The organism is Kitasatospora sp. NPDC024654, assembly GCF_055559155.1.
On the sequence record NZ_JBVHLF010000067.1, the window covers coordinates 1199 to 27773 of the forward strand.

Below are 26575 nucleotides of genomic sequence, written 5' to 3' on the forward strand. Positions count from 1 at the left end.
GGTGTGTTTGGGGTGGGGGGGGGGGGGGGGTGGGGGGGGGGGTGGGGTGGCTGGGGGGTGCGGTGGGGGGGTTTTTCTTTGTTTCTTCCTCTCCCCCCCCCCCCCCCCCCCCCCCCCCCCCCCCACGGCCACTGGAGCTACAGGAAGTCCAGTAGGTCGAGGACCTGCGTCACCCTGGCGACCTCGGTGACCGCGGCTGCGGCGGTCTTCTGCACCGCCAGGGTGCCGGCACCTCCGTAGCCGGCCCAGGTACCGCCGTCGGCAGCTGCATTGGCGATCTGGTCGACCGATGCCTTCTTGTCACCGGCCATCTTGGCCACCGCGCCGGCGACGAAGCCTCCGACGCCCACGCAGATGGCCGCGCCGGCTCCCTCGGTCGCGATGGTGCATCCCACACCGACGGCGTACCCGGCGATGGCGACCCGGTGCTCGTATACGAAGTGGCCGGTGCTCTTCAGCCAGCCCCAGCAGTCACCCGAGGGGTCCACGGCGTTGAGCGGGTTGTCGTCCGCGTACGCGTAGTACTGCATGGTCGTGGTGAACGCGGGATCCTGGGTGAGGAATTGCGCGGTCGCTGGGTCGTAGTACCGGGCCTGTAGGTAGATGAAACCTGTTTCGGTGTCGGTGTACCCGCCGCCGCCGAAGAGGAGGGGGTGCTGTCGGTTCCGGTCGAGCTGAGCAGGTTGCCGTAGGCGTCGTACGCGTAGGCGCCGCCGATCGTGCCGTCGGTGTTGAGGAGCGCCCTGGTGGATCCGAGTGCGTCGCTGAAGTACCACTGGCTTCCCCCGGCCGAGATTTGCTCGATGGGGGTGCCGCTCGGCCCGTACAGGTAGTTCGTGGTGCCGTCGCTCAGCAGGTGCGGGGTTGTCCCGGTGCTCCAGGTGAAGTCGGTCACCGTGCCGTCGACCGTCTTGGTGGCGCGCAGTCCCTGGCCGTCGTAGGTGTAGCTGGCGGATCCGCCTGGGCCGGTGGCGCTGGTGAGCTGGTCGGCCGCGTTGTAGGTGTAGTTGCTGGCGGTTCCGGTGGCGGTGGTGCTGGTAGTGCGGTCGCCATCGGTGTTGTAGGTGTAGGTGGTCGCTCCGGTCGGCGGTGCGGTGCACCCGGCGGAGCTGGTCGCCGTCCCCGGCAGGCTCCAGCAGAGCTGGCTTGCCGCGTCGAACGCCTGGGCCGCACCGGAGTCGGTGGTGGCGTTTTCGGCGCCGTCGTACGCGTACGGGCTGGTCGTGCTGCCGGAGGTGGTGGACTTCAGCTGTTCGTCCGTGGTGTAGGCGTAGGTCTGCGCGGTGCCGGGCAGTCCGGTGGGCGTGAGGCCGGTGACCTGTTCGGCGTTGTCGCGGGTGTAGGCGACCGAGGCCAGCGTGGTGCTGCCCTGCGTGAGGCTGGTGGTGCTCATGGCATCGGAGCCGTCATAACTGCTCTTGACCGTGTCGCCGTTGGGGTAGGTCGTGGTGGTTGGATTGCTGTTGTTGTCGTAGCCGAACGTGGTGGTCCGGCTGTTCCAGTCCTCGACGCTGGCCAGGCGGTCGGCCTTGTCGAAGGTCTGGGTGACGACCTGGGTCTGGGCTCCGGGGTAGGTGACGGTCAGTTCGTTGCCGTCGTTGTCGTAGGTGTAGCTCACCGAGGATCCGGTGCCGTTGGTCTGGTTCGTGACGTCGCCGAAGCTGTCGTAGGTCCAGGTGGTCGTCCCGGTTCCGTCGGTCATCGCGGTGCGCCGGCCGTCGGGGTCGTAGGTGATGTTACTGACTCCAGGCGTGCCGCTGTCCGAGGAGCTGACTGCGGTGACCTCGTTGGCCGGGTCATAGGTGTAGGTGGTGGTCTGATGGGCCGGGTTGGTGACGGTCAGGCGGTTGCCGTTGGCGTCATAGGTGGTCGTGGTCGTGCGGTTGTCCGGGTCGGTCGCACTGGTCCGGCGCCCCTGGGCGTCGTAGCCGTAGCTGGTCTTGTGGCCGGCTCCGTCGACGGTGTCGGCGACGGTGCCGTCCTGGTTGTAGTCGGTGTGCGTGGTCGTCTGGTCGGGTGCGGTGACGGTGATCTGTTCGTTGGCGGCGTCGTACCCGTAGGCAGTGGTCTGGTTGTTGCCGTCGGTGCTCGAGGTCTTGTCGCCGTTGGCGTCGTAAGCGTTGGTGGTGGTGTGGCCGAGCGGGTCGGTGGTCTTGGTGAGGTTGCCGAAGGCGTCGTACTGGTAGGTGGTGCAGCCAGTGGCAGGCGGGGCGCAGCCAGGGGCCGTTCCGGCGGCGACGCCGTCCGGGCTCACGGTGGAGCTGAGCTGGCCGGTGCCGGTGTTGTAGCCGTACTTGGTCTGGTCGCCGGCCGCGTCGGTGAGGCTGGTCCGGTCACCGTCACTGTCGTAGGCAGCGGTGGTGGTGTTGCCGTTCGGGTCGACCACGCGGGTGCGGTCGGCCGGGTGGGCGGCCGAGTCGTAGTAGTAGTTGGTGGTGCGGACGGGGTAGGTGGTGGTGTTTCCGTCGATGTGCTCGGCGGACTGGTCGATCTGCTGGACGCTGGTGCTGGTCAGCAGGCCGTAGGTGAGGGCACCGCTGTTGGTCCCGGAGGCGGTGGCGATGTGGCCCGCCGCGTCGTAGGTGTTGGTGGTCTGCAGGCCCGTCGGGTCGATAGTCGAGACCAGGTCGTTGTCGACGTCGTACATGTAGTCGGTGGTGTAGCCCCGGGCGTCGCTGGACGAGATCTTGTTGCCGTTGTCGTCGTAGGCGAAGGTCTCGACGTTGCCGTTCGGGTCGGTGATCGTGGTGACCCCGAGCGTGACCGGGTCGTAGGTGTAGCTGACCGTGCTCGCCGCGGCGGAACCGTAGCCCTTGGTCTCGGAAACCAGCAGGTTGTTCTGGTAGGTGTCCAGGGTGGAGTTGCCGGCCGGGTCGGTGATCTCGGTCTGGCCGGTGACCAGAGCGCCGCTGGGGCCGTAGGTGAAGGTGGTGGTGCGCCCCAGTTGGTCGGTCTGGGTGGTGACCCGTTCCGAGCTGTCGTAGGTCATCGACATGGCCGGGGTGGGGCTGGTGGTCGTGTCACCGTAGTACTTGGGCTGGCGCACGCCGGTGATCAGGTGCGTGCCGGCCTGGTAGGTGTAGACGGTGTGGTCGTCATCCTTCAGGGTCGGGGTGCGCGTGGTGCCGACGCCGTTGAAGCGCCTACGGCCAGGCGGGGCATCGGCGAAGCCTGTCCGGCACGCCTGTCCGGGCGACCGTCACGACGCCGAGATACTGCCCGCATTCGCGCAGCGGGCCGGCTCCGGTGGCTGGTACGCGTGCGGGTTTCAGGATGGCGTGAGCGGTTAGCCGAGCCAGGGACCACGCACGCCGTGGCGAACGGCCAGCACCTGGATCAGGAGGAGCAGGACGATGAAGGTCGCGGATTATCTGTTGCAGCGTCTGCGGGAGTGGGAGGTCGAGTACGTCTTCGCCTACCCGGGGGACGGCATCAACGGTCTGCTCGCCGCCTGGGGCCGCGCTGAGGACGAGCCGCGGTTCATCCAGGCGAGGCATGAGGAGATGGCCGCCTTCGAGGCCGTCGGGTACGCCAAGTTCTCCGGTCGCACCGGGGTGTGCGCCGCCACCTCCGGCCCGGGGGCGATCCACCTGCTGAACGGCCTGTACGACGCCAAGCTGGACCACGTCCCGGTGGTGGCGATCGTCGGGCAGACCGACCGCAGCGCCATGGGAGGCTCCTACCAGCAGGAGGTCGACCTGCTCTCGCTCTACAAGGACGTGGCCTCGGAGTTCTGCGAGATGGTCACCGTCCCCGAACAGCTGCCGAACGTGCTGGATCGCGCGATGAGGGTGGCTACCACGCGGCGCACGGTCACCGCGGTGATCGTCCCAGCCGACGTGCAGGAGCTGGAGTACGAGCCGCCGGCGCACGCCTTCAAGCAGGTCCCCTCCAGCCTCGGTGTCGCCCGCTACGCGCCCGTCCCCGCCGAGGAGGATCTCACGAAAGCCGCGGAGATCCTCAACGCGGGCGAGAAGGTGGCCATGCTGATCGGGCAGGGCGCCCGTCATGCCCGCGCCGAGGTCGAGCAGGTCGCCGAGCTGCTGGGAGCCGGGGTGGCGAAGGCCCTACTCGGCAAGGACGTGCTTCCCGACACGCTGCCCTACGTCACCGGCTCGATCGGGCTGCTCGGCACGCGGCCGTCGTACGAGATGATGCGGGACTGCGACACCCTGCTCGTGGTGGGTTCCAGCTTCCCCTACACGCAGTTCCTGCCGGAGTTCGGCCAGGCGCGGGCGGTGCAGATCGACATCGACCCGTCCATGGTCGGCCTGCGCTACCCGTTCGAGGTCAACCTCGTCGGAGACACCGGCGAGACGCTGCGCCGGCTGATCCCGACGCTGGAGACCAAGCAGGACGGCACCTGGCGGAAGACGGTCGAGGACAACGCCGCGCGCTGGTGGGAGGTCATGCAGCGCCGTGCGGAGGTGACGGCGGATCCGATCAATCCCGAGTACGTCGTGCACGCCCTGGACGGGTTGCTGCCCGAGGACGCGATCGTAGCTGCGGACTCTGGGTCCGCGGCGAACTGGTACGCCCGGCACCTGCGGATGCGCGGCACCATGCGCGGTTCCCTGTCCGGCACCCTCGCCACGATGGGCCCCGGGGTGCCGTACGTGATCGGCGCGAAGTTCGCCCACCCCGACCGCCCGGCGATCGCGATCGTCGGGGACGGCGCGATGCAGATGAACGGCCTGGCGGAGCTGGTCACCGCCGCGAAGTACTTCCACGAGTGGTCCGATCCACGCCTGATCGTGGCGGTGCTGAACAACCACGACCTGAACCAGGTGACCTGGGAGATGCGCGCGATGCAGGGAGCCCCGCAGTTCGAGCCCTCGCAGCGCCTGCCGGATGTGCGGTACGCCGATGTGGCCGGCCTGTTCGGACTCGACGGGGTGCGGGTGGAGCGGCCCGAGGACGTGGAGCCGGCGTGGCGCCAGGCCCTGGTGGCGGACCGGCCGTTCGTCATCGACTTCCGCACCGATCCGGCGGTGCCGCCGATCCCGCCGCACGCCACCTGGGACCAGATCAAGTCCGCCGCCGCGGCGGTGCTGCACGGTGACAGCGACCGGGCCTCGGTGGTGCAGCAGGGCGTCAAGGCGAAGATCCAGGAGTTCCTGCCCGGCGGCGGGAGCTGATGGTGAAGGGCAGGGGTACCGGCGACGAGGTGGACCTCGCGGGCCTGGAGCGGGCGCTGCGCGCGGAGGTGGACGGCGAGGTCCGGTTCGACGCGGGCAGCCGCGGCGCGTACGCGACCGACGGGTCGAACTACCGGCAGGTGCCACTCGGCGTGGTCGTGCCGCGCACCGTGCAGGCCGGCGCCACCGCGGTGGCCGTCTGTTCCCGTTTCGCCGCACCGCTGCTGTCGCGCGGCGGCGGGACGAGCCTGGGCGGCCAGTGCACCAACACCGCGGTCGTCATCGACTGGACGAAGTACTGCCATCGCCTGGTCTCGGTGGACCCGCAGGCGCGGACCTGTGTCGTCGAGCCGGGCATCGTCCTGGACCAGCTCAACCGCCAACTCGCCCCGCACGGGCTGATGTTCGGGCCCAAGCCGGCCACCCACTCGCACTGCGCGCTGGGCGGGATGATCGGCAACAACAGCTGCGGCGCGTCCGCCCAGGCGTACGGCAAGACCGTCGACAACGTCCGCCGGCTGGAAGTCCTCGGCTACGAAGGCATCCGCTTCTGGGCCGGAGCCACCGGCGAGGACGAGTACGCGCGGATCGTGGCCGAGGGCGGGGCGCGGGCCCGGCTGTACCAGGGGCTGCGGGACATCACCGGCCGTCATCTGGCGGAGATCCGGCACGGGTACCCGAAGATCCCGCGCCGGGTGTCCGGCTACAACCTGGACTCCCTGCTGCCGGAGAACGGCTTCGACGTGGCCCGGGCCCTGGTCGGCAGCGAGGGCACCTTGGTGACCGTGCTGCGCGCGGAACTGCACCTGGTCGAGGTGCCGGCCGCCGACGCGATGCTGGTGCTCGGCTTCGACGACATCCACGCCGCCGCGGACGCCGTTCCCGAACTGCTCGCACACAGCAGTCCCGCCCAACTGGAGGCCATCGACGGACGCATGGCCCAGCTGATGCGCGAGGAGCACGCCCATCTCGACTCCCTGGAGCGCCTGCCCGACGGCGACAGCTGGCTGCTGCTCCAGTTCACCGGCGACACCAGGGACGAGGCCGACGAGCAGGCCCACGCGCTGCTGCGCGCGCTCGGCCGGAAGCGGAACGACCCGACCGTCGCCTTCTCCGACGACCCGGCCCGGGAGCAGCAGATGCTCAGGGCCCGCGAAGCCGGACTGGGGGTGACCGCCCGCCCGCCGGACGGCCGCGAGACCTGGGAGGGGTGGGAGGACTCCGCGGTGGCCCCGGAGCGCCTCGGCGACTACCTGCGCGACCTGGAACGGCTCTTCGGCCGGTACGGCTACCAACAGGCCTCCCTGTACGGGCACTTCGGGCAGGGCTGCGTGCACACCCGGATCCCCTTCGAACTGCGCGAGGGCAAGGGCGTCGAGGTGTTCCGCGCGTTCCTCTTCGACGCGGCCGACCTGGTCGCCTCCTACGGCGGCTCCCTGTCCGGGGAACACGGTGACGGGCAGGCCCGCGGCGAGCTGCTCCCGCGGATGCTCGGCCAGCCCCTGGTCGACGCCATGGGCGAGGTCAAGGCACTCTTCGACCCGCGAAACCGGATGAACCCCGGCAAGGTCGTCCACCCGCACCGCGTCGACGACGACCTGCGCCTGGGCGCGAACTGGCGGCCGCAGCCCCAGCAGACGCATTTCTCCTTCGCCGCCGACGACCACGACTTCGGGCGCGCGGTGCTGCGCTGCGTCGGCGTCGGCAACTGCCGCACCCACCAGGGCGGAGTGATGTGCCCCTCCTACCGCGCCACCCGCGAGGAGGAGCACTCCACCCGCGGCCGCGCCCGCCTGCTGTTCGAGATGCTCGGCGGGCACGAGGACTCACCCGTCACCGACGGCTGGCGCTCCACCGAGGTCCGCGACGCACTCGACCTCTGCCTGGCCTGCAAGGGCTGCAAGTCCGACTGCCCGGTCGGCGTCGACATGGCCACCTACAAGGCCGAGTTCCTCGCCCACCACTACCAGGGCCGGCTGCGCCCGGCCGCCCACTACACCATGGGCTGGTTGCCGCTGTGGGCGCACCTGGTTCGCACCGGCCCAGGGCTGGCCGCACTGGCCAACGCCGCGCTCGACGCGCCGGGCCTCGGCACGCTCGGGAAGCGCGTGGCCGGGATCGATCCGCGACGCGACGCGCCTCAGTTCGCTCCTCTCTCGTTCCAGCACGAGTGGCAGCGGGCCGGCCTGCCGGAGCCCGACCCGCGTGATCCGCGCACCGTGCTGCTGTGGCCGGACACCTTCACCAACCACTTCCACCCCCACATCGCCGACGCCGCCGTCCGCGTCCTGAAGGACGCCGGCTTCCACGTCGCCGTGCCGGACGAGCCGGTCTGCTGCGGCCTGACCTGGATCTCCACCGGCCAGCTCGCCACCGCCCGCCGCGTCCTGAAGCGCACCGCCCGCGTGCTGCGGCCCTGGCTGGAGGCCGGCACACCGATCATCGGACTCGAACCCTCCTGCGCGGCCGCCCTCCGCGCCGACGCCCCCGACCTGCTCGACGGCGACCAGGACATCCGGCGGCTGGCCGCGCAGACGCGCACCTTCGCCGAACAGCTCGTCAACCACGCGCCCGACGGCTGGCGACCACCGCGGCTCGGCCGGGCGGCGACCGTGCAGACGCACTGCCACCAGCACGCCGTTCTCGGTGCGGACCCGGACCGCGAACTGATGCGCCGGGCGGGCCTCGACGCCGACGTGCTGGACGCCGGCTGCTGCGGCCTGGCCGGCAACTTCGGCTTCGAACAAGGCCATTACGACCTGTCCCGGGCCGTCGCCGAGCAGGGCGTGCTGCCCGCCGTGCGCGGTACCGCCCCCGACGCCTTCGTCCTGGCCGACGGCTTCAGCTGCCGCACCCAGATCGACCAGGCCGCCACCGGACGGCAGGCCGTACACCTGGCCGAAGCCCTCGCCCTCGCGCTAGATGGCCCGCCACTCGCCGACTACCCCGAGAGGGCCGTCCCGCGCCCCCAGCCCCACCCCGCGGCGGCCCGGTTCCTGGCCGCAGGTGCCGTTGGCGGTCTGACGGGGCTGGCCGCGGGGGCAGTTCTCGCCGCCCGCCACCGCGTGAGGAGGGCGTCGTGAAGTCACGCAACGCCTTCTGGGTCTCGCTGTATGAACGACTGCACCGCGAGGCCCGAGCCCGCGCCGGGGACGCCGATCGCCCACTCGCGGCCTACACCGGCCTCATGGGTGCCTACACCGCCGCTCTGCTGGGCGCCTGTGCCGCCGCCCAGGCCACCCGACGCAAGCTGCCCGAGCCGAGTCCATGGGACGTCACCCTCATCGCGCTGGCCACTCATCAGCTCGGCCGCCTGATCGCCAAGGACCCGGTCACCAGCCCGTTGCGGGCACCGTTCACGCACTTCGAGGGCACCGCCGGTCCGGCGAAGCTGACGGAGGAGGTTCGCGGTACCGGTGCCCGCCAGGCGATCGGCGAACTGGTCAGCTGCCCCTTCTGCACCGGTCTGTGGATCGCCACCGGCTTCACGGCCGGATCCGTGTTCGCCCCCCGGGCCACCCGGCTCGCCACCGCCACCCTCGCGGCCCTGGCTGCGGCCGACTTCCGGCAGTTCGCGCGCGTCGCCGCGCAGCACGCGGCTGGTGAGGCACCGTGACGGCCGGGCCGGCGCCGACCGTCGACGGTCTGCGGGTGTGGGTCCTCGACTTCCCCACCGACACCCCGGAGGCCGACGGCACCGCCACCTGGACCAGTACCACCATGGTCCTCGTCCAGGCACGGTCCGGGGTCACCTGCGGCTACGGCTGGACCTACGGGTCCGCCACCTGCGCGGGCGTCGTCACCGACCTGCTGGCCGGATCGGTCGTCGGCCGCGGCGCCTTCGACGTGCCGGCCGCCAACGAGGCCATGCACCGCGCACTGCGCAACGTCGGGCGGCCCGGCATCGGCGGCTACGCCCTGTCCGCCGTCGACATCGCCCTGTGGGACCTCAAGGCCCGCCTGCTCCAGCTCCCACTGGCCGACCTGCTCGGACGGGCCCGCAGCGGCGTGCCCGTCTACGGCAGCGGTGGCTTCACCACCTACTCCGACCGGCGGCTGGAGGAGCAGCTGCGCGGCTGGACCGAGCGGGACCACATCTCGCGCGTCAAGATCAAGATCGGGGAGGAGTGGGGCACCCGGGAAGGCCACGACCTGGCCCGCGTCCAGCAGGCCCGCCGGATCATCGGGCCCGCCGCGGAGCTCTACGTCGACGCGAACGGCGCCTACAGCGCCAAGCAGGCGATCCGGCTCGCCGAGCGCTTCCGGGACTTCGACGTCCGCTGGTTCGAAGAACCGGTCTCCTCCGACGACCTCGCCGGCCTCGCCCGGGTCCGTGCCGCCGCCGCGGCGGACGTGGCCGCCGGCGAGTACGGATTCACCCTCCCGTACTTCGCCGCCATGGCCCCGTCCGTGGACTGCCTCCAGGCGGATGCCACCCGCTGCGGCGGCATCACCGTCTGGCTCCGCGCGGCCGCCCTCGCCCAAGCCCACGGCCTGGACCTGTCGGGCCACTGCGCCCCGCACGTCCACGCCCACGCCGGCACCGCCGTGCCCAACCTGCGCCACCTGGAATGGTTCCACGACCACGTCCGCATCGAGAACCTCCTCTTCGACGGCACCCTCGATCCGACCGGCGGTGAACTCCGGCCCGGCGCGGACGGCGCCCCCGGCCACGGCCTGACCCCTCGTGACGACGTCCTCGAACGACACGGCCGCACCGCCGCCGCGGTGCGCGACTGAGAGGCCACCACCGCAAGCCGAAGCCGATCACCCCGCAGGAGACGACCATGACCAGCACGAGCCCAGGCGACCTCCGGCCGGACGCCACCCGGTCCGACCCGGTGCCACCCGCGCCGACCCCCGCGCCACCGGGAGGTCCACAGCCCGGCCCGGCCCCCGGACCCCGGCCCGACCCGCTGGGTCCGGACCCGGTGCCGCCGCCGGGACCGGAACCGCTCGAACCCGACCCGGTGCCACCGCCCCCACCCGGCCCGGCCCCGGCCCCCGGTCGCCCGCCCCCGCCGCGGCCCGGCCGGTGCCGCGGCCGGACCGCTAGCGCAGGGAGACCCGCGTGCCGCAGTCAGCCGAAGCCCCGGCCCCGCACGCGCTGCGTGACTATGCCCTGCTCGCCGACGGTCGGCGCGGCGCCCTCGTCGGCCCGCGCGGCGACATCGTGTGGATGTGCGCACCGGGCTGGGACAGCGACGCCGTTTTCGCCGCCCTGATCGGTGGTCCCGGCTGGTTCACCGTCACCCCCGCCGGCCCGTACGTGTGGGGCGGCTACTACGAGGCCGGCGGTCTGATCTGGCGCAGCCGCTGGGTCACCACGGGCGGGATCGTGGAATGCCGTGAAGCCCTCGCCCGCCCCGGCCGCCGCGGCCACCGCCCTGCTGATCACCTCCGGCATCGCCCGCCCCGGCCCGCCGCTCCACGGAATGCTCACCGGCCTCGCCGCGATCATCGCCACCGCGGCCCTGCTCGAGCGGCTGCCACGGAGGCTCTGCGGACGCCAGCATCGCCGTACGGATCGCCGGATCTCCGACCCACCCAGACCTTTGCGCCATGCAATGAATCGACGCGTGGTGTCTGGGCAACCGCTCCAGCGTGGCGCCAGCAGCGCGCCCGCACTCACCGAAAGGAGGCGCGGTCATGACCGCGCCGGCCTCACACAAGATCGAAGATCATCCGGATATCGTCGCGCTCCGCGCCCGCTCCGAACGGGTCGTTTCGAGTGGCGCCGCCCAGGCGGTGGAGGGCGTGAGCATTCTCGCCGGCTTGTATCTCGCGGCATCGGCTTGGATCGTCGGATTCGAGGGCCTGCACACGCTCGCCGTCACCAACCTCATCGCCGGGATCGCGTTCGCCCTGCTGACGACCGGTCTGGGCTCCGCGTACGAGCGCACGCACGGCCTGAGCTGGGGCGCTCTGGGGTCGGCATCTGGACCATCATCGCCCCATGGGTGGTCTCTGGCCCCGTGAACACCCCCGTCACCATTGCCAGCAACGCCGCTGCGGGAGGCGTCTGCGTGCTGCTGGCACTCGTCATGGCCGCGATGGGCGCAGCCGCCCGCGTCCGCCGCTGACGGCCGGGGAGGTCGGGATCGCCTCCGACGCACAGGTGGTGGTCGCTCCGGTCCGGCAGTGCGGTCGGGCGCCGGAAGGACTCGGTTCGTCCGGAGTGGCGGCAGCGGAGCCTCCACGGCCGGGCTGCTCGCCAGGCCCCGTCACCAGTCGCTGATCGCTGACGGTGTGTCGGCACCGGCGCCGCTTCCCAGATGCGCAGAGTGGTGGACCGCGCTGTCGGCAGCAGTGCCGGTCATCGGGAAACCGGGGGCTGATGCAAGGACTCGTCGGCGGGGCGGCGCAGGCGGTTCACCGCCCTCACCACGTACGCACGCGACATCGCCACCGCCGGCGCCGCCTTGATCAAACTTGGGCTTCGACACCTCAAGGATCAGAGAGGACGGCGTGTTTCACGTCCAGCCGTAGATCAGCGCACCCACACATACGGCAGGAGAGCCCTATTTCGGGCAGGTCGTCGCCGGGCTCGGGGATGCAGGCACCACGTCCGGCGGGACCGCGCCGACCCAGCCGTCGCGGCCCGCAGCGCCCTATCGACCGACGACGCCGACCGTGTGAAAGAACCACCGTCCTCGCGTCGGAACCCGTCGAGCGGGACCGGCAACCAGTGTCCACCGAACCCCTGAGAGAATCCCATGACCGTCACTCCTCCGCGCTCCCCGGCCCGGCCGGTCGTCGTCGGAACGGACGGCTCACCCAACGCCGAGCAGGCTGTGGCCTTCGCCCTGAGCGAGGCTCAACGGCGCGGCACCGGCCTGCGGGTCGTCTACGCCTACCGCTACGGCCCCAGCCAGCCCTCGGGCTTCGAATGGATGGACATGCCGGACATCGACGACGGCCGCCTCCCACAACGGCTCGATTTCACAAAGCAGGCACTGTCCGCCTCGCTCGCGCGACTGCGCCGGCAGGTCGGCGGTCCCCCGTGGAAGGTTCTGGATCACTTTCCGTGCCAGAGCCACGGAGCGTCACCGGAACCACGATCATGAACGGTCGTGGCTGACGACCTCCTCCAAGACCTCTGGCTCCGCCAGGCTGCCGGCGTCGCGGTCAACACCCTGACCATCCACGCCGACCGCGTAACCGTCCACGCCGCCACGACCGGCGACCTCATGCCGCATGGAGGACGCGTTTGCGCAGGAGGTCGAAGTTGGCGCGGCCGAACATCTGGCGCTTGAGCATCTTGTTGTTGTGGCCCTCGACCGCGCCGGAGCTGTAGCTCATGGTCAGGCCGGCGACGACCGCGTCGAGGTCCTGCAGGAGACCGTTGGCGAAGCTGCGAAGGGCCGGGACCTGGTCCTGCTGGACGCGTGTGATCCAGTCCTTGAGCTCTCGTCCGCGGCGGTCGTTCATCAGCTCGGCGAAGGCCCTGACGTGCTCGGCGGTGGTGGCCAGCACTGGGACTCGGGCGGAGCTGCTGCGCGTCTTGGCCAACCGACAGAATCCGATAGCCTGCGGAAATCGGCGGATGCAACCGCCTCACTTCCCCCGATCTGAGAGATCATTTCCCACGTCGCTGTTCAGAGTGCCTTCGGCAGCCCGCACCGCGGGCGACACACCCTCGGCGGCGGCTGGTCGTCTGGTCTGTTCGGGTGCCACCTGTGGGCCATACCGGTCACCGAGGGCGAGAGCCTCCGGGGCGAATGCCGCAGGCCGGTACACCCTCGTGCAGAGCGCCGGTTTCCCGCCGCGTCCGGGCAGGACGGCCGGGACGGTGGGGCCGTCGCTCCGATTCCGTGCAGGTGGGCAGCAGAGGAGCAGGGGCGTGCCGGTAGCTACGGGTGCCTGGCGTCGCTGGACGGCGGTCGCGACGGTGATGGTGACAGCCGGGGCACTCGGTTCGCTCGGGGCGGGCACGTCTGCGGCGTCGGACTCGATGGGGTGGGACGGTGCCCGCTGCGCGACCCGCCCCGCCCCGCCGGCGACGAGCGTGCCGCCACCGATCACCTCCGGCAGCGATGTCTGGAGTTTCGTGTCCGCGCCGAAGCTGCGTCCCATGCGGGTCACCGTGACCACACGACGACCGGGCACGGCTCCTGGGGACGTCTTCGTCGCCCCGTACAACCTCACCCAGCCGGTCGGCCAGACCGGGTCACTGATGCTCGACGACTCCGGCGATCCGGTCTGGTTCCGGCCGCTGCCCGTCGCGAACCTCGAGAACGGCGACTTCCGGGTTCAGACGTACCGCAACCCCCGGACCGGCGCCGAACAGCCGGTGCTGACGTTCTGGCAGGGAACCATCGCGATTCCCCCGTACTACACCAACCTGCCCGGCGGCGCCCCCGAGCCGGGCGGCTGCTACTACGTCTACGACGACCGCTACCGCCTGCTCAGGACGGTCTTCGCCCGACACGGCTTCTACCCGGACTTCCACGAATTCCTCCTGACGCGCCGGGGGACCGCGTTGTTCATCGCGTCCAAGCCGGTCCCGATGGACCTCACCCCGTACGGAGGGCCGAAGAACGGGGCCATCGAGGACAGTGAGGTCCAGGAGGTCGATCTCGCGACCGGGAAGCTCGTCTTCTCGTGGGACGCCCTGGACCACCTGAACCCGGCGGACTCCGAGGTGTCGGCCTCCTCCGCGTCGTCATCCGGTGGGGTGTGGGACGCCTTCCACGTGAACTCGGTCGACGAGGGCCCGGACGGCCAACTGCTGATCTCGGCCCGGGACATGTGGGCGGTCTACGACGTCGCGCGGCGGACGGGCGACATCCGCTGGCAGCTCGGCGGTAAGAAGAGCGACTTCAGCTTCGGCCCGAACGCGGATTTCTACTGGCAGCACCATGCCCGGTTCCGGCCGGGAAACCGGATCAGCATGTTCGACGACGGCTGCTGCGACCAGCCGGGCGGCACCCCCGAGCAGCAGTCGCACGGCCTGATCCTCGACCTCGACCTCCCCAACCACCGCGCGACCGTGGCGCGGACCTACTACCACGCCCCGGGGCTGTACGCGGCGTCCCAGGGTGACACCCAGGCACTCACCAATGGCGACGAGTTCGTCGGCTGGGGGCAGGAGTCCTACTACTCGGAGTACCGGGGTGCCGGGAACACCCAGGGCGACGGCTCGAAGAACCTGCTCTACGACGCCATGATGCCGGGATCCGACATCTCGTACCGGGCGTTCCGCCACGAATGGGTCGGCAGGCCGTGGTACCCGCCCAGCGCGGCGGCGCGCACCGACAGCGGGCGGAGCATCGTCTACGCCTCCTGGAACGGTTCGACGCAGACCACAGCGTGGCAGGTGCTAGCCGGTCCGGACACCCATTCCCTGTCGGTGGTCGTCGACCACGCCGATCGGACCGGCTTCGAGACGGCCGTCACCACGGACGACCCCGGACCGTACTTCCAAGTGAGGGCGCTGAACGCGCAGGGGGAGGTCATCGGGACGTCCCACGTCGTGACCCGCTCCAGTTGACGGCGGACTGCTCCATGTGACGGCCTGCACCGACAGCGGCTCCTCGCCGGCCGCCGAAGCTCGCCGCCCGATGGTCCAGCACGAGTGGGCGCAGGGGTGGCGGGTCGTGACGACTGATCGTGGGAAGCGAGGAACGGACACCAGGGCGGCAGTCGAGCGATGTCGTGACAGTCGCGGCCCGTGGTGCGCGCCGGATTCGGCCTATCCGACCTGCGGCGCCAGAGCTGGGACTGACCGACTGGCGATGACTTCCGCGTTGACGAGGCGGACCCTTCCTCGTTGAGTCACTACGAAGAGCAATCATGCCCTCGTGGGTACCAAGCCGGACTCCGTAGGTGAGACCATTCCTCCGGGCCGTGGATCCTGATCGGAGCCGTCCGGTGTTGATCGCGCTTCTCGCCCTGGTCGTCGTGGGGCTCATCCGTGGTTGGTCGGCCGCCTGCCCCCTCAAGCGCCGTAGCCTCGGACGCGACCCCTGCCTCCCCGTGATCGACGTCACCCCCCAACCGGCCGGACCACCCGAGGTCTGCCGTCGCGAGTCGCAACACAGTTCGCCGACTGGCCGGTGCGAAGGACCCGGACGAGCTGCTGGTCGGCCGCTGGACAGGACGCACCAGCATCCTCGACCCCTACAGGCCCTACCTTGTCGGGGTGTCGGTGATCCAGCTGGTCACGTCCCTGTGGACGGCGGCGTGCTGTTCGCGGGCCCGGTTGGACAGCCGACCGGTCCGGCGGGGCTCGGAGCTGACGACCGCCAAGGCGACAGCCGGAGCTGGCTCGGCCGGAGCGGCCGCTTCGGGCAGCAGAGCACGATGCTGGAGCACGGTCTTCTCCACCGCCTCGGCGAGGTTCTGCCACAGGTGGAACCGGTCGGCGACGTGGATGGCGTCCGGGGCGCCGAGCCGGACGGCTTCGGTATAGGAGGCCGACCGGTCGCGGCAGACGACCTTCGCCCCTGGGCGGTCGGCCAGCCAGGAGCGGACGGTCTCGACCGTGCGGTCGGGCAGCAGATCGACTGCGCGGCGGGTCTCGATGTCAACCAGGATCGTGGCGTAGACGTGGCCCTTGCGCAGGGCGAACTCCTCGACGCCCAGAACGCGCGGCACCGCGTGCGCCGGATCCGGCAGGGCGCGTATCAGCCGCAGGAGCGTGGAACGACTCACCGGGACCGCGAAGGTCTCGGCCAGGCGAGAGCCGGCCTGGCCGGCCAGGGCCAGGGCGAGCTGCTGCAGCGCGGCCTGCAGGCCCTGGCTCCGCCGCCCGTGACGGAAGGTCAGCCCCGCCGCCTGCTCGACGAACGTGGCTCGAGGGCAAGCTCGTTCACGGCAGCGGAACCGGCGGACCCGTAACTCGACCACCACCCGACGCCCGCCCGCCGCGCTGTCGTCCACCGCCGCACGTAGCTGCTGTGCACCCGGGTCGAGACGGTTCCGCACGACGGACAGCCCGCCTCCTCGCCGGTCGTGGCGGCGTGGACGGTTACGCGGTCGGCGTGGATGGTCAGGGTGTTGACCGCGACGCCGGCAGCCTGGCGGAGCCACAGGTCTTGGAGGAGATCGTCAGCCACGACCCTCGGGCTGTGCGACCTCGACGACGTCGCGGCCGCCCGCGCCCGCGACGCGGTCCAGCGCCTCGTCACCGCGGGCTACCGGGCCCTCGGGTCGCCCGCCGCGACGGCGACGGCCCGTGGAGCTTCCTCGGGCTGCTGCCGTTGTCCGATCCACCACGCGCGGACTCGGCCGAGACCATCCGCCGCGCCACCGAGCACGGCACCGCGGTCAAAATGCTGACCGGTGACAACACGGCCATCGCCAGGGAAATCGCCGGCCGGGTCGGACTCGGCCGCGCCATCGTGCCCGCCGGCGACCTCCTGGGCCGCGACCCGCAACGGCAGCTCGGTGAAGCCGACGTGACGCGCATCGAGACGCTGGACGGCTTCGCCGAGGTCTTCCCGGAGCACAAGTACGCCATCGTCAAAGCCCTCCAGAGCAAGGGTCACATCGTCGGCATGACCGGCGACGACGTCAACGACGCCCCCGCACTCTGTTCGTCGCCCGTAGCCGCGGCCCGTTCCTCGCCCGGCCCTGGCCCGCGCCGGCCATGCTCTGGTCCGCCCTCGGCACCAAAGTGCTCGCCACCCTCCTGGTCGGCCTGGGCCTGGGCCTGGTCACCCCCATCAGCTGGGCTCTGATCGGCTTCGTGTGGGCCTACGCCATCGCCTGGGTCTTCATCGAGGACCGGGCCAAACTCGCCGTGTACCGCCACCTCGACCACCAGCTCCAGCACCACCAACGCTTCCTTCGCCACTTGAAAGAACGCCTGCACCCGAGCCCCTGACACGCTCGCTGGGCCCGGCACCGTGTGGGGTTCCAGAACGGGGCTACCAGTGCCGGCCCGGGCTGCCGTCGGCGCGGTGATCCGGTGTTGCGCGTCTCAGCAGTCGAGAGGATCTTGCACAGAGCAAAGATTTTTATTGCATAATGCAAATATGATGAGCACAGCAGAGCCTTCCCCTTCCCTCCCATCCCGTGCCGCGCCGCGTGTGCAGCGCGGCCTGCCCGGAGCCCTGTCGGCGTTGCGTGAGACCAAGGGCGGCCTCCTGGCACTGGCCCTGCTGGTGGGTGCGGGTGCCGGCGTCGGGGCGATCGCCTTCCGCTGGTTGATCAGGACCTTCACGCTGCTGCTGTCCGGGCATGCCGACTACTCGGCGGCCGGGCATGCCGCGAACCCCCATGTCCCGTTCCTCGGGCACTGGTTCGTGCTGCTGGCCCCGGTGGTGGCGGGGCTGCTGTACGGGCCGCTGGTGCAGCGCTTCGCCCGGGAGGCGCGTGGGCACGGGGTGCCGGAGGTGATGTACGCCGTCGCGCGCCGGGGCGGGCGGATCGCGCCGCAGGTCGCGGTCGTCAAGTCGCTGGCCTCCGCCCTGTGCATCGGCGGCGGCGGGTCGGTGGGCCGGGAGGGGCCGATCGTGCAGATCGGCTCGGCGCTCGGCTCCACCCTGGGCCGGCTGATCAAGGTCGCCGAGGACCGGATGAAGGTCCTGGTCGCCTGTGGCGCGGCCGGCGGGATCGCCGCCACCTTCAACGCCCCGCTGGCCGGGGTGTTCTTCGCCATGGAGCTGATCCTGCGCGACTTCACCGCCGAGTCCTTCGGCATGGTGGTCCTCGCCTCCGTGGTCGCCTCCGTCATCGGCCGGGCCGCCTTCGGCAACACACCCTTCCTCCAGCTGCCCGCCTTCGGCGTCCACCACCTCTCCCAGTACCTGCTCTTCGCGCTGCTCGGCGTGCTGGCCGGCGTCGTCGGGGTCGGCTTCACCCGCATCCTGTACTGGATCGAGGACGCCTGCGACTGGGCCTGGCACGGCCCCGAGTGGGCCCGCCCGGCGGCCGGTGGGCTGCTGCTGGGCGGCCTGCTGCTCCTGCTGCCGCAGATGTACGGCGTCGGCTACCCGGTGCTGGAGAACGCCGTCAACGGCAAGTACGTGATCGGATTCCTGCTGCTCCTGCTCATCGGCAAGATCGCCGCGACCAGCCTCACCATCGGCATCGGGGGATCGGGTGGCGTCTTCGCGCCCTCGCTCTTCATGGGCGCCATGCTCGGTGCCGCGTTCGGCGCCACCGCCCAGCACCTGGCCCCGGGGATCACCGGTCCGGTCGGCGCCTACGGCCTGATCGGCATGGGCGCGGTCTTCGCCGGCGCCGCCCGCGCCCCCATCACCGCCGTGATCATCCTGTTCGAACTCACCGGCGAGTACAGCATCATCCTGCCGATGATGACCGCCATCGTGCTCGCCACCGGCGTCAGCCGCGCCCTGTCGCACGACACCATCTACAGCCTTAAGCTGCGCCGGCGCGGCATCGACCTCGACGAGAAGCCCCCGGGCGCCCGCTTCGCCGGGATCACCGTCGGCGCCGTGATGGAGGCGCTGCCGGCGGCCCTGGAGGAGACGATGCCGCTCGCGGAGGCCGCGGACGTGCTGGCCTCCTCCCCGCACGGCGTGCTGCCGATCCTCACCGCTCACGGTGACTACCTCGGCACCGCCACCGCCCGCGCGGCGGCCGAGATGCTCGCCGACGGCACGCACGACGCCACCACGGTGGCCGCCATCACCCACCGACCCGGCCTGGTCACCGCCGACAGCGACCTGTCCGACGCGCTCGACGCCCTCGTCAGCGGGGAGGGTGCCGGTCTGCCGGTCCTGGATCCCTCCCACACCCGTCTGGCCGGTTGGATCACCCACCAGTCCGTCCTCACCGCCCTGCATAGCCCCCGCACGACGGAGGAGTCCCCCGAACCGTGACGGCGGGGTGGGCGGCCGATGCCGGCCGCCCGCCCGCAGCACCGGACGCCCCGGGAGGCCCCGGGCATCCGGCGCGGTTCCGTGGCCCGGGTCGGGCGGGCTCGGGGGCATCGCCGGAGCCGGGTCGCCGCGCGGGCGTACAGGGGCTGCCCGCGCGGCGACCCGGCTCAGCCCGCGATGGCCGGGGCTTGCAGGTGGACCAGGCCGACGACACCGAACTCCATGGTCAGCGACACGAGTTGGCCGGGTGTCGGATGCCCGCCGTGGAGGAGGACGTGCGGGCCCTGGCCGCCGAAGGCGGTGATGCTGCCGGGGGACAGCAGGATCCCGGCGTCCGAGAGCGAGCCGTCGGTGTCGCCGGCGGCGTTCTGGAGAGTGGCCTGGCTCCCGCCGGGGGTGGTGACCATGGCGAGGTGTTCGGGGACGCTGCCGCTGTTGCGGACGGTCATGGTCAGCTCGTCCGTCCCGTCGGCCGCCACGTGCACGGCCGCGGCGGTGATCGCCAGGTCGACTCCGGAGGCCAGGACGCTCAGTGAGCCGGGTGTGGCGGGGGCCGGCGCCCCGGGGGCATTCGTGGCCTCCGCGGTCGGCGCGGGAGGGGCGGCCGGGGTCCCGGCGCAGGCGGTGGTCAGGGCCAGCAGCGCGGCCGAGACGGCTATCGGGCGGGCGAGGCGGGGCAGCGAGGACATCATTTTTGCATTATGCAAGAAGTTTCGACGATGTCGGATGTCCCTCCCGTCCATGCGCGGCATGGCTGGCACGGTCGGGGCGGGGGTGGCCGCGATGTTCATCAGGGTGTCTTTCGTTGTCGGATCTCGGATCGTGGATCGCAGGCTGTCGGCCGGCTCGCCGACGAGGCGGCCCCGGAGGCGGTGTCAGGCCTCCAGGAGGCGCTGGCCGATGTACTCGCCCGGCGCGGCGGCGCCGGGCACGGCGAAGACGGCGCTGGATTCGTGGCGGATGAACCGGCTCAGGCGGTCGGCGCTGTCGAGCTTGCGCTGTACCTGGACGAACCCGAGGGACGGGTCGGCCTGCCAGGCGACGAAGAGCAGTCCGGCGTCGGGGCTGCCGTCGGGCAGGTAGCCGTCGTGGTAGGAGAAGCCGCGGCGAAGCATCGTCGCGCCGCCGTTGGCGGCGGGGGCGGCGACGCGGGCGTGGGCGTCGGCGGGGATCACCGGGGTGCCGTCGGGGGCGAGTTCGTCCAGGTTCATCGGGGTGGTCTCGGTGCCGCCGGTGAGCGGCGCGCCGTCGGCCTTGCGGCGGCCGATCGCCTGTTCCTGCTGGTCGAGGGGCAGTGCTTCCCAGGGCTCGAGGAGCATCCGGATGCGGCGCACGACCGCGTAGCTGCCGCCGTTCATCCAGGACTGCGGGCCGGTGTTGTCGGGTACGAAGATCTTCGCGGTGAAGCCGGGGTCGCTCGGGTGGGGGTTGCCGGTGCCGTCGAGCTGGCCCATCAGGTTGCGCACCGTGCGCGGACGCGCGGTGGCGCCGGGGCTGCGGTTGAAGCCCGTCATCTGCCAGCGGGGCGCCGCCGTGCCGGAGGCCTCCTTCTGCAGGACGCGCAGGGCGTGGACGGCGACGAGCGGGTCGTCGGCGCCGATCTGCAGCCACAGGTCGCCGTCGCTGCGCCGCGGGTCCAGCGCGTCGGCGGGGAACGGCGGGATCGGCACGAGCGCGGCGGGCAGGCGGGCTTCGAGTTCGGTCCGGATGAAGAAGCTCCGGCCGAAGCCGAAGGTGACGGTGAGCGAGCACGGCCCGGCGTCGAGGGCGATCTGGTTGTCGCCGGCGGGCGGGCGGCCGGCGGTCATCGCCTCGGCCGCCGCCGACCAGCGGCGCAGCAGGGCGGCCGCCCCGGCGTGTCCGGTGCTTGGGGCGAGGTCGAAGGCGACCAGGTGGCCGTGGGCCTGGAGCGGGGTGGTGATGCCGGCCTGGTGGGTGCCGCGGAAGGGGGCGGCGGTGGTGCCGAGGGCGGTCAGCGGCTGCGGGGTGGCCGCCGTCGCGCGGCCGAGCGCGCCGCCGGTGCCCAGACTGAGGGCTGCGGCCGCGCCGGTGATGGTCAACATGGCTCGGCGGGAGGGTTGGTGAGGTTGCGTCATGTCTGTGCCAGATCGTTCGTGGGCCGGCGATGGCCCCGCGGGGCCGGCTCGTGGGGGACGGCCCCGCGGGGTGGGCGGGCGGTGCGGTCAGTGCGGGGGCTGGTAGCCCATGGGTTCGACCGGGGCCTGCACGGCGATCGGTGCCGTCGTGGCGAAGTGCAGGTCGAGCGGGATCGTGTCGCCGACCGCGGGCTTCTTCTTGAGGCCCATGAGCATCAGGTGGTTTCCGCCGGTGCTGAGCACCAGCGTTCCGCCGGCGGGGATGGTGAAGGAGGTGACGCTCTGCATCTGGTCGGCCGCGGTGGTCCGGTGCATGGACACGTCCGTGGCGAAGTCGCTGGTGACGCCGGTCAGTTGATCGGCGGCGCGGCCGGTGTTGGTGATGGTGAAGTAGCCGGCGGCCATGTCGGCCAGCGGGGGTTGCGGGACGTAGGCACCGGTCACCTTCAACTCCGGTCGGGCGGGGGCCGGCTGGGCGGCCGGGGCGGCCGCGCAGCCGGCCAGCAGGGCGGCGAGCAGGGTGCAACCGGCGGCGGTGGTCAGGGAGTTCACTGGTCCTGCCCCTTGATGAGCTTCGGGAGCGCGGCGGTGAACTGCTGCGCCGACACGTCGGAGGTGTAGAGGGTGTGGGCCTTGTCGTCGGTGGGGGAGAAGGCGAGGACCTCGGCGCCGTGGGTCACCGTGTAGTCGCCGTCGGGCTCCTCGACCGGCTTGTCGACGGCCACGCCGAGGCCGCGCGCGGCCGCCTGGATGGCGGTGAAGTCGCCGGTGAGGCCGACGAAGCTCGGGTCGAAGGAGGCGAGCCACTGGTCGAGGCGCTGTGGGGTGTCGCGGTCGGGGTCGGTGGTGATGAAGACCACGCGCAGCTGTTGCTGTTCGGCCTGGGGCAGGGCGCGCTTGGCCAGCGCGAGGTCGGCCATCGTGGTGGGGCAGACGTCCGGGCAGTGGGTGTAGCCGAAGTAGAGCAGGGTGGGCTTGCCGGTGGTCTCCTTGACCAGGTCGTAGGGCTGGCCGTGGTTGTCGGTCAGGACCAGGGCGGGCTTGGCGAACGGACGGTCGAGGTGGACGCCGCCGTCGGGGTCGGAGGGCGGTGCCGAGACCACGGCCGCGGCGCTCGTGGCGGCCGGTCCGCCGCAGGCGGTGAGGGCGAGGGCCGCGGCGGCCAGGACCGCGGCCGCGGCCAGACGGCGCGATCGAGGGGCAAGGGACTTCATGGAGGAACTCCGGGGTATGGGGCGTCGTCCGGCCAGCCCGGCACACGCGGCGGGCACGGCCGGATGACGGCGCGGATCGGTGAGGGCGGCCCGCGGCGTCCCGTCGCGAAGGACATGTCGCAGGCGGGCATGTCGGGTTCGGGCATGCCCCAGGACGTCGCGCGGGGTGCGGGCCGGTCGGTCAGGCACGCGGAGTGGTGCGCGGCGTGCCGAGACCGCCGTGTCGTCAGTGCGGCCGGTCAGGCCGCGAACACGGCTCCGGGCGGTCCCCGCCGGATCACCGAGTGCAGCAGGGCCAGGGACTCCGGTCGCCGCGGGACGCCGTCCTCGCGGTGCCTCCGCACCGGGCCGCCGTCCTGCCGGCCGAGAAGCGCCGTGAGCAGAGCGAGCGCGCGGACGGCGGCCAGCACGGCGGTCAGCGACGCCAGTGAGGCGACTCGGCCGGCGCCGTAGGCGGAGAGCCGGCACACGCTCCACAGCGCGGCCTCGCCCCGGCGCAGCACCCAGCCCAGCACGACGGCGGCCACCAAGTGCGCGGTGAGCATCGACGGGGTCAGCAGCATCGCGAGCGGCATGCCGTGCGTGCCGGTGCTCATCCCGGGCATGCCGCTCGCCAGGGCGGCCGGGTCGAGGCCGGCCTGCCGGACGAGCTCGGCCGCCTGCTCCGGGCTCAGGTGCAACCGGTCGCCGTTGCAGAGCAGTTGGGGCAGGGCGCCGCCGACGATCCCGGCGCGGGACGCCGTCGCTTGGCCGGTCCAGGTCTGCCCGAGGGCGAACACCAGGTGCAGGCCCAGCTGGCCGACCAGCAGGGTGCCCGCGATACCGGGCAGCGAGCGCTCCCGGCCGGCCAGCGGCGCGGCCAAGAGCATCGTCGCGGCCCAGCCGAACACCAGAACGCCGGGCGCGACGGCGGTACCGGACGCCATGCCGTGCCCGGCGGCGGACAGCGTGACGCAGACGGCGGAGAACACCGCGGCTCTCAGCAGTCTCACGTCGGCGGCAGCTCGCACGGGGACGGTCATCGCGCCAGCCATCCTGCCACCCGCCCTTCAGCGCACTCGGGGCAGGGGCCCAGGGGGCGCCCCCGGTGGGCGCTGTGCCGCGCGGTGGCGGCTGGCATACTCCTCCGCCGTGGGGAACGGAGCGGTCGTCAGCGGTGCGCGCGGCGGTGTTCGCCGTGGTGTCACTGCAGCTGTCCACGGGCGGCCACATCCTGGTCGCAGGGGTGCCGCTCTCGGTCGCCACCGTGACGGCCGCCGGTGTCGGTGTGCTGCTGCTGGCGCTCCGGCTCTCCGGGGCGGAGCAGGGCTTCGCCGCGATCGCCGCCGTGCTCGTCCCGCTCGAATTCGCCCTGAACACCGTCTTCATCCTCGGCTCCGGCGCCAGGAACAGGCGGCCGCCCGCCGCCGGGTCGGGCTGATGGCCCTGGCCGTCCTCGTGGCGCTGGCCGGCGGCACCTGGCTGAGCATCGCCCTTGCCGGCAGCGGGTCGAGTGCCACAGCGAAGCCGCTGGTCGTCCCCGTGAATGCTCAGGATCCGACGGAACGGTCGTCGTCTACGGAAGGCCCGGCGTGCCGCACGCCCTGGACGTCTACGAGGACTTTCGCTGCCCCGTCTGCCAGCGGGCGAATGGGAGCCGCTTGGGCAACGTGAATGAGAGCCACGTTGCTCCGTCTGTGGAGGCGATGGAAACCTAGGAAGGTCCATGATCGACAACGGAACCGGAGCCGCCCCTTGCCAGTGACTTCACCCCACACGACCAGTGGCAGGGACCTGCTGTTCGACTCGGCCGCCGAGTCTGTCGCGGTCTACAGCGACCACGCCGACGACTACGCGGCCACCCACGCCCCCAAGATGGCCGACCAGGTCGAGCGGTTCGCCAGCTCGCTGCCGGCGCCCTCGCTGATCCTGGACGCCGGATGCGGCCCCGGCCGGGACCTTGCCCGATTCACCGCCCACGGTCACAACGCCCAGGGCGTCGAGCTCAACCCGGTGTTCGTCGCCATGGCCAACGCCCATGCGCCCACCTCACACTGCGACCTGCGCGAGGTCGGATCCCATTTCCCGGCCGGCACGTTCGACGGGATCTGGGCCTGTGCATCGCTGGTGCACCTCCGCGAGTCGGAGACCGTGGACGTGCTCGGCCAGTTCGCCCGGCTGCTGCGCCCCGGCGGCAAGCTGTATGTGTGCCTTAAAGCCGTAGGCCGCACTGGCTGGCTCGATGAGCCCGACGGGCGCCGTTGGTACACGGTCTGGGACGCTGAGACGTTCGCTGACGCCGTCGCCGGTGCCGGGTTCGAAGTCGACCACGTCGACCAGGGACTATTCGTCGAGGTGTGGGCCACTCGCAGCCGCATCAGCAGCCCATGGACCTGGTGATCGCGCTGCTGGTGCTCAACCGCTTCCGGTACTCCTGGCGGACCCTGCTCTGATCGGTGGCTGGTGACCGGTGGCGGCAGGCCGGAGCCCACGCACCTGTGGCTCCGGCAGGGTCCGTGCCCGGGGGTGCAGGCCGGGGCGCGCGGGAGGTAGAAATGACCTATGCCTCACGACCGTGCCCTGCCTGCCGCCACCGCCGATTCGTCCCCGTCGGGGGTGGAGGAGGACCTGGTCACGGCGGTGCTGACCGCCTCGCGCGTGCTGGTGGCGATCTCGGCGCGCTCGCTCGGTGAGGTGGCGGAGGCACTGACGTTGCCGCAGTTCCGGATGTTGGTCGTACTGCAGAGCCGGGGAGCGATGAGCATGTCCCGGCTCGCGGAACAGTTGGCCGTCAACCCCTCGACCGCGCTGCGGATGATCGAGCGGCTGGTGGCGGCCGGCATGGTGGTGCGCGAGAGCAGCGAGCAGGACCGGCGCGAGGTGCGGATCGAGCTCACCGAGGAGGGGGCCCGCACGGTGGTGGAGGCGACCGAGCGGCGACGGGCGGAGATCGCCCGGGTGGTGGGCGCGATGCCAGAGGAGCAGCGCAGCGGGCTGGTCGCCGCGCTGTACGCGTTCGCCGAGGCGGGCGGCGAGCCGGCCGCACCGGTCAAACAGCTGGACCTGCTCGGCTGGTGACCCGGCCGGGCCGTCCGTCGTGAGCCCGAGCCCAGGGGACGCGCTGGCAAAATGAACGGCGCTCCTCAGCTGTCGCGCTCGTCGCCGTGGCGCAGGACCCGGTCCAGTCCTGCGGTGCGCATGGCGGAACGCACCGGCGGCGGCGCGTTCATGATCACGACCGCGATGCCGGCGGTCCGGGCCGCGTCGACGGTCCCGAAGAGGAGCGAGCTGCCGGCCGTGGTGAGCAGCCGCACGCCGGCCAGGGCGATCTCCAGCACGGCTGGAGCCGAGCGCAGCGCGGTCCGTAGCCGCCGGGCGGCGCTGCGGCAATGGCGTTCGTCGAGCTCCCCGGAGAGCGAGACCCGGGCGCAGAGGGGCCGAAGGCGCCCGGAAGCCTTCACGCTGTGAGGGAACCACCGGGCCTGTGCGCGGATCCGGGCCAACCGTGCGGCCATGGACGGGCCGCGGTCACCGCAGGCTCTCCGGCCGGAACCGGGCGGCCCCCGGTGTCCGACGAAGGCTGAGAGGCCGGACCAGGGCGAGTACGGTGGCGCCACCCACGAGTGCGGCTCCGATCACGGCGCACACGGTGACCGGGGCTGCGGTGCAGTGCAGGGCGCGGGGGAGTACCCGGACGGTACCGGCGCAGAGCAGGAGCACGGTCAAAGGGCTGCCGGGGAGTTGGGAGGCGGGGGCGCTCTCGTGTCTGCCGACGGGCAGGGGCATGTGGGTTCCTCCTGAAAGGGAATCAGTTCCATGCAAGGGATGTGCTCGCGCCCGATCCGCGCGAAGTCCTCCGCGCTTCCGTCCGTCTCCAGGCCGCGGAACCGCAGCAACCCCCGGACCGTGCAAGGGGGCCGACGTCCGTATGCGGCCGTCCGCCTCAGGAACTGCACGGCGGGAGGTCCGCCGACTGCGTCGGCGGGGAGGGCGGGTCGGCGAGGCGGCGGCTCTCCAGGTGCCCGATGACGGGCTTCGCGCAGCCTCCACACGGCTCGGCACCGTCCGGGCCGTAGGGCGGCAGCACCCAGCCCCCGTCGAGCCGGAAGTACTCGCGTATCTCACCGCTGGGCGCCTCGCAGCGGCGCAGCTCGTACCGGCGGTTCCACTGTTGGCCGCATGGGCAGAGGAAGCGGACCAGATCGACACCCGTCTCGATGAGCATCCGAGACCCCTTTCAGGACATCGGTGCGGCGAGGGGCAGCGCGACGGCGCACCCTGGTCCTATTATTGCACTGAGCAAAGATTGCACAAGGCAAAGAGGCGCACCGGGTGAGGAGCCGACGCGAACGGCA

The 26575-nt window shown here is 71.8% G+C and carries 26 protein-coding genes and 2 pseudogenes; 15 read left to right on the plus strand and 13 right to left on the minus strand.

Annotated features, from left to right (window positions below; genetic code table 11):
- Positions 1-137: 137 nt before the first annotated feature.
- From ACZ38L_RS29365 to ACZ38L_RS29375, 3 genes and pseudogenes are all read right to left on the minus strand, one after another.
- Positions 138-530, minus strand: a complete 393-nt coding sequence (locus ACZ38L_RS29365; RefSeq protein WP_465698924.1) for a hypothetical protein — start codon at positions 528-530, stop codon at positions 138-140.
- A 3-nt stretch (positions 531-533) separates the two neighbouring features.
- Positions 534-776 (minus strand): annotated as a pseudogene (locus tag ACZ38L_RS29370) (RHS repeat-associated core domain-containing protein); the annotation flags it as partial.
- Positions 671-2995: pseudogene (locus tag ACZ38L_RS29375) on the minus strand (type IV secretion protein Rhs); the annotation flags it as partial. The pseudogenes ACZ38L_RS29370 and ACZ38L_RS29375, both read right to left, overlap by 106 nt.
- A gap of 358 nt (positions 2996-3353) precedes the next feature.
- Between ACZ38L_RS29375 and ACZ38L_RS29380 the strand changes: the two are divergent.
- The 8 genes from ACZ38L_RS29380 (at position 3354) to ACZ38L_RS29415 (ending at position 12205) form a co-directional block, all read left to right on the plus strand.
- Positions 3354-5138, plus strand: a complete 1785-nt coding sequence (locus tag ACZ38L_RS29380) for a thiamine pyrophosphate-requiring protein (protein WP_465698859.1) — start codon at positions 3354-3356, stop codon at positions 5136-5138.
- Positions 5138-8221: an FAD-binding and (Fe-S)-binding domain-containing protein gene (locus ACZ38L_RS29385; protein WP_465698861.1), complete on the plus strand. Its 3084-nt coding sequence runs from the start codon at positions 5138-5140 to the stop codon at positions 8219-8221. Before ACZ38L_RS29380 ends, ACZ38L_RS29385 begins: the two co-directional genes overlap by 1 nt.
- Positions 8218-8754, plus strand: a complete 537-nt coding sequence (locus ACZ38L_RS29390) for a DUF1360 domain-containing protein (protein ID WP_465698863.1) — start codon at positions 8218-8220, stop codon at positions 8752-8754. The genes ACZ38L_RS29385 and ACZ38L_RS29390 overlap by 4 nt, the downstream gene beginning before the upstream one ends.
- On the plus strand, positions 8751-9878 hold the full coding sequence (locus ACZ38L_RS29395) for an enolase C-terminal domain-like protein (RefSeq protein ID WP_465698865.1): 1128 nt from the start codon (positions 8751-8753) through the stop codon (positions 9876-9878). Before ACZ38L_RS29390 ends, ACZ38L_RS29395 begins: the two co-directional genes overlap by 4 nt.
- 331 nt (positions 9879-10209) lie before the next feature.
- A complete protein-coding gene (locus ACZ38L_RS29400) occupies positions 10210-10791 on the plus strand; it encodes a trehalase-like domain-containing protein (protein ID WP_465698867.1) in 582 nt (193 codons plus the stop codon).
- A complete protein-coding gene (locus ACZ38L_RS29405; RefSeq protein WP_465698869.1) occupies positions 10788-11117 on the plus strand; it encodes an SPW repeat protein in 330 nt (109 codons plus the stop codon). Before ACZ38L_RS29400 ends, ACZ38L_RS29405 begins: the two co-directional genes overlap by 4 nt.
- A complete protein-coding gene (locus tag ACZ38L_RS29410) occupies positions 11099-11221 on the plus strand; it encodes a hypothetical protein (RefSeq protein ID WP_465698871.1) in 123 nt (40 codons plus the stop codon). The genes ACZ38L_RS29405 and ACZ38L_RS29410 overlap by 19 nt, the downstream gene beginning before the upstream one ends.
- A gap of 633 nt (positions 11222-11854) precedes the next feature.
- A complete protein-coding gene (locus tag ACZ38L_RS29415; RefSeq protein ID WP_465698873.1) occupies positions 11855-12205 on the plus strand; it encodes a universal stress protein in 351 nt (116 codons plus the stop codon).
- Between the two features lie 121 nt (positions 12206-12326).
- On the opposite strand, the gene ACZ38L_RS29420 is transcribed toward ACZ38L_RS29415, so the two are convergent.
- Positions 12327-12614 (minus strand): transposase, encoded by a 288-nt coding sequence (locus tag ACZ38L_RS29420; RefSeq protein WP_465698918.1) that lies wholly within the window; start codon positions 12612-12614, stop codon positions 12327-12329.
- Positions 12615-13212: 598 nt separating this feature from the next.
- On the opposite strand from ACZ38L_RS29420, the gene ACZ38L_RS29425 reads away from it, so the two are divergent.
- Complete coding sequence (locus ACZ38L_RS29425) at positions 13213-14631, plus strand: arylsulfotransferase family protein (RefSeq protein WP_465698875.1); 1419 nt, start codon at positions 13213-13215, stop codon at positions 14629-14631.
- Positions 14632-15269: 638 nt separating this feature from the next.
- Here ACZ38L_RS29425 and ACZ38L_RS29430 read toward each other — a convergent pair.
- Positions 15270-16067, minus strand: coding sequence for an ISL3 family transposase (locus ACZ38L_RS29430; RefSeq protein WP_465698877.1), 798 nt, complete (start codon positions 16065-16067; stop codon positions 15270-15272).
- 143 nt (positions 16068-16210) lie between these two features.
- Here ACZ38L_RS29430 and ACZ38L_RS29435 point away from each other — a divergent pair, with 143 nt between their 5' ends.
- The 3 genes from ACZ38L_RS29435 to ACZ38L_RS29445 all read left to right on the plus strand — a co-directional run bounded on the left by ACZ38L_RS29435 (position 16211) and on the right by ACZ38L_RS29445 (position 18931).
- Complete coding sequence (locus ACZ38L_RS29435; protein ID WP_465698879.1) at positions 16211-16822, plus strand: HAD family hydrolase; 612 nt, start codon at positions 16211-16213, stop codon at positions 16820-16822.
- Positions 16732-16968: a hypothetical protein gene (locus ACZ38L_RS29440; RefSeq protein ID WP_465698926.1), complete on the plus strand. Its 237-nt coding sequence runs from the start codon at positions 16732-16734 to the stop codon at positions 16966-16968. Before ACZ38L_RS29435 ends, ACZ38L_RS29440 begins: the two co-directional genes overlap by 91 nt.
- Positions 16969-17230: 262 nt before the next feature.
- Positions 17231-18931 carry a chloride channel protein gene (locus ACZ38L_RS29445; RefSeq protein WP_465698920.1) on the plus strand — a complete coding sequence of 567 codons (1701 nt, stop codon included), beginning with the start codon at positions 17231-17233 and terminating at the stop codon, positions 18929-18931.
- Positions 18932-19098: 167 nt separating this feature from the next.
- Here the strand turns inward: ACZ38L_RS29445 and ACZ38L_RS29450 are convergent, their stop codons facing one another.
- The 5 genes from ACZ38L_RS29450 to ACZ38L_RS29470 all read right to left on the minus strand — a co-directional run bounded on the left by ACZ38L_RS29450 (position 19099) and on the right by ACZ38L_RS29470 (position 23263).
- The gene (locus ACZ38L_RS29450) at positions 19099-19623 is read right to left on the minus strand and encodes a hypothetical protein (protein WP_465698881.1); all 525 of its coding nucleotides are present in this window, start codon (positions 19621-19623) and stop codon (positions 19099-19101) included.
- A gap of 183 nt (positions 19624-19806) precedes the next feature.
- Positions 19807-20994, minus strand: coding sequence for an iron uptake transporter deferrochelatase/peroxidase subunit (gene efeB, locus ACZ38L_RS29455; RefSeq protein ID WP_465698883.1), 1188 nt, complete (start codon positions 20992-20994; stop codon positions 19807-19809).
- Positions 20995-21114: 120 nt separating this feature from the next.
- A complete protein-coding gene (locus ACZ38L_RS29460) occupies positions 21115-21579 on the minus strand; it encodes a copper chaperone PCu(A)C (protein WP_465698885.1) in 465 nt (154 codons plus the stop codon).
- Positions 21576-22241: an SCO family protein gene (locus ACZ38L_RS29465; protein ID WP_465698887.1), complete on the minus strand. Its 666-nt coding sequence runs from the start codon at positions 22239-22241 to the stop codon at positions 21576-21578. The genes ACZ38L_RS29460 and ACZ38L_RS29465 overlap by 4 nt, the downstream gene beginning before the upstream one ends.
- Before the next feature lie 239 nt (positions 22242-22480).
- Positions 22481-23263 carry a hypothetical protein gene (locus ACZ38L_RS29470; protein ID WP_465698889.1) on the minus strand — a complete coding sequence of 261 codons (783 nt, stop codon included), beginning with the start codon at positions 23261-23263 and terminating at the stop codon, positions 22481-22483.
- A 155-nt stretch (positions 23264-23418) separates the two neighbouring features.
- On the opposite strand from ACZ38L_RS29470, the gene ACZ38L_RS29475 reads away from it, so the two are divergent.
- The 3 genes from ACZ38L_RS29475 to ACZ38L_RS29485 all read left to right on the plus strand — a co-directional run bounded on the left by ACZ38L_RS29475 (position 23419) and on the right by ACZ38L_RS29485 (position 25298).
- Positions 23419-23661: a hypothetical protein gene (locus ACZ38L_RS29475; protein WP_465698891.1), complete on the plus strand. Its 243-nt coding sequence runs from the start codon at positions 23419-23421 to the stop codon at positions 23659-23661.
- A 320-nt stretch (positions 23662-23981) separates the two neighbouring features.
- The gene (locus tag ACZ38L_RS29480) at positions 23982-24620 is read left to right on the plus strand and encodes a class I SAM-dependent methyltransferase (RefSeq protein ID WP_465698893.1); all 639 of its coding nucleotides are present in this window, start codon (positions 23982-23984) and stop codon (positions 24618-24620) included.
- A 162-nt stretch (positions 24621-24782) separates the two neighbouring features.
- Positions 24783-25298: a MarR family winged helix-turn-helix transcriptional regulator gene (locus tag ACZ38L_RS29485; protein ID WP_465698895.1), complete on the plus strand. Its 516-nt coding sequence runs from the start codon at positions 24783-24785 to the stop codon at positions 25296-25298.
- 65 nt (positions 25299-25363) lie between these two features.
- Here the strand turns inward: ACZ38L_RS29485 and ACZ38L_RS29490 are convergent, their stop codons facing one another.
- From ACZ38L_RS29490 to ACZ38L_RS29500, 3 genes are all read right to left on the minus strand, one after another.
- Positions 25364-25681: an STAS domain-containing protein gene (locus tag ACZ38L_RS29490; RefSeq protein ID WP_465698897.1), complete on the minus strand. Its 318-nt coding sequence runs from the start codon at positions 25679-25681 to the stop codon at positions 25364-25366.
- A 67-nt stretch (positions 25682-25748) separates the two neighbouring features.
- Positions 25749-26006 (minus strand): hypothetical protein, encoded by a 258-nt coding sequence (locus tag ACZ38L_RS29495; protein WP_465698899.1) that lies wholly within the window; start codon positions 26004-26006, stop codon positions 25749-25751.
- Positions 26007-26163: 157 nt separating this feature from the next.
- On the minus strand, positions 26164-26445 hold the full coding sequence (locus ACZ38L_RS29500) for a hypothetical protein (RefSeq protein WP_465698901.1): 282 nt from the start codon (positions 26443-26445) through the stop codon (positions 26164-26166).
- Positions 26446-26575 lie beyond the last annotated feature (130 nt).

Bases quoted from the DNA above. Each gene is read 5' to 3' on its own strand.
- ACZ38L_RS29425 (WP_465698875.1), top strand. From the start codon at position 13,213: ATGCGGGTCACCGTGACCACACGACGACCGGGCACGGCTCCTGGGGAC.
- ACZ38L_RS29470 (WP_465698889.1), bottom strand. From the start codon at position 23,263: ATGACCGTCCCCGTGCGAGCTGCCGCCGACGTGAGACTGCTGAGAGCC.
- ACZ38L_RS29380 (WP_465698859.1), top strand. From the start codon at position 3,354: ATGAAGGTCGCGGATTATCTGTTGCAGCGTCTGCGGGAGTGGGAGGTC.
- ACZ38L_RS29385 (WP_465698861.1), top strand. From the start codon at position 5,138: ATGGTGAAGGGCAGGGGTACCGGCGACGAGGTGGACCTCGCGGGCCTG.
- efeB (WP_465698883.1), bottom strand. From the start codon at position 20,994: ATGTTGACCATCACCGGCGCGGCCGCAGCCCTCAGTCTGGGCACCGGC.
- ACZ38L_RS29365 (WP_465698924.1), bottom strand. From the start codon at position 530: ATGCAGTACTACGCGTACGCGGACGACAACCCGCTCAACGCCGTGGAC.
- ACZ38L_RS29485 (WP_465698895.1), top strand. From the start codon at position 24,783: ATGCCTCACGACCGTGCCCTGCCTGCCGCCACCGCCGATTCGTCCCCG.
- ACZ38L_RS29495 (WP_465698899.1), bottom strand. From the start codon at position 26,006: ATGCCCCTGCCCGTCGGCAGACACGAGAGCGCCCCCGCCTCCCAACTC.
- ACZ38L_RS29500 (WP_465698901.1), bottom strand. From the start codon at position 26,445: ATGCTCATCGAGACGGGTGTCGATCTGGTCCGCTTCCTCTGCCCATGC.
- ACZ38L_RS29465 (WP_465698887.1), bottom strand. From the start codon at position 22,241: ATGAAGTCCCTTGCCCCTCGATCGCGCCGTCTGGCCGCGGCCGCGGTC.
- ACZ38L_RS29405 (WP_465698869.1), top strand. From the start codon at position 10,788: ATGACCGCGCCGGCCTCACACAAGATCGAAGATCATCCGGATATCGTC.
- ACZ38L_RS29415 (WP_465698873.1), top strand. From the start codon at position 11,855: ATGACCGTCACTCCTCCGCGCTCCCCGGCCCGGCCGGTCGTCGTCGGA.
- ACZ38L_RS29450 (WP_465698881.1), bottom strand. From the start codon at position 19,623: ATGATGTCCTCGCTGCCCCGCCTCGCCCGCCCGATAGCCGTCTCGGCC.
- ACZ38L_RS29440 (WP_465698926.1), top strand. From the start codon at position 16,732: ATGCTCTGGTCCGCCCTCGGCACCAAAGTGCTCGCCACCCTCCTGGTC.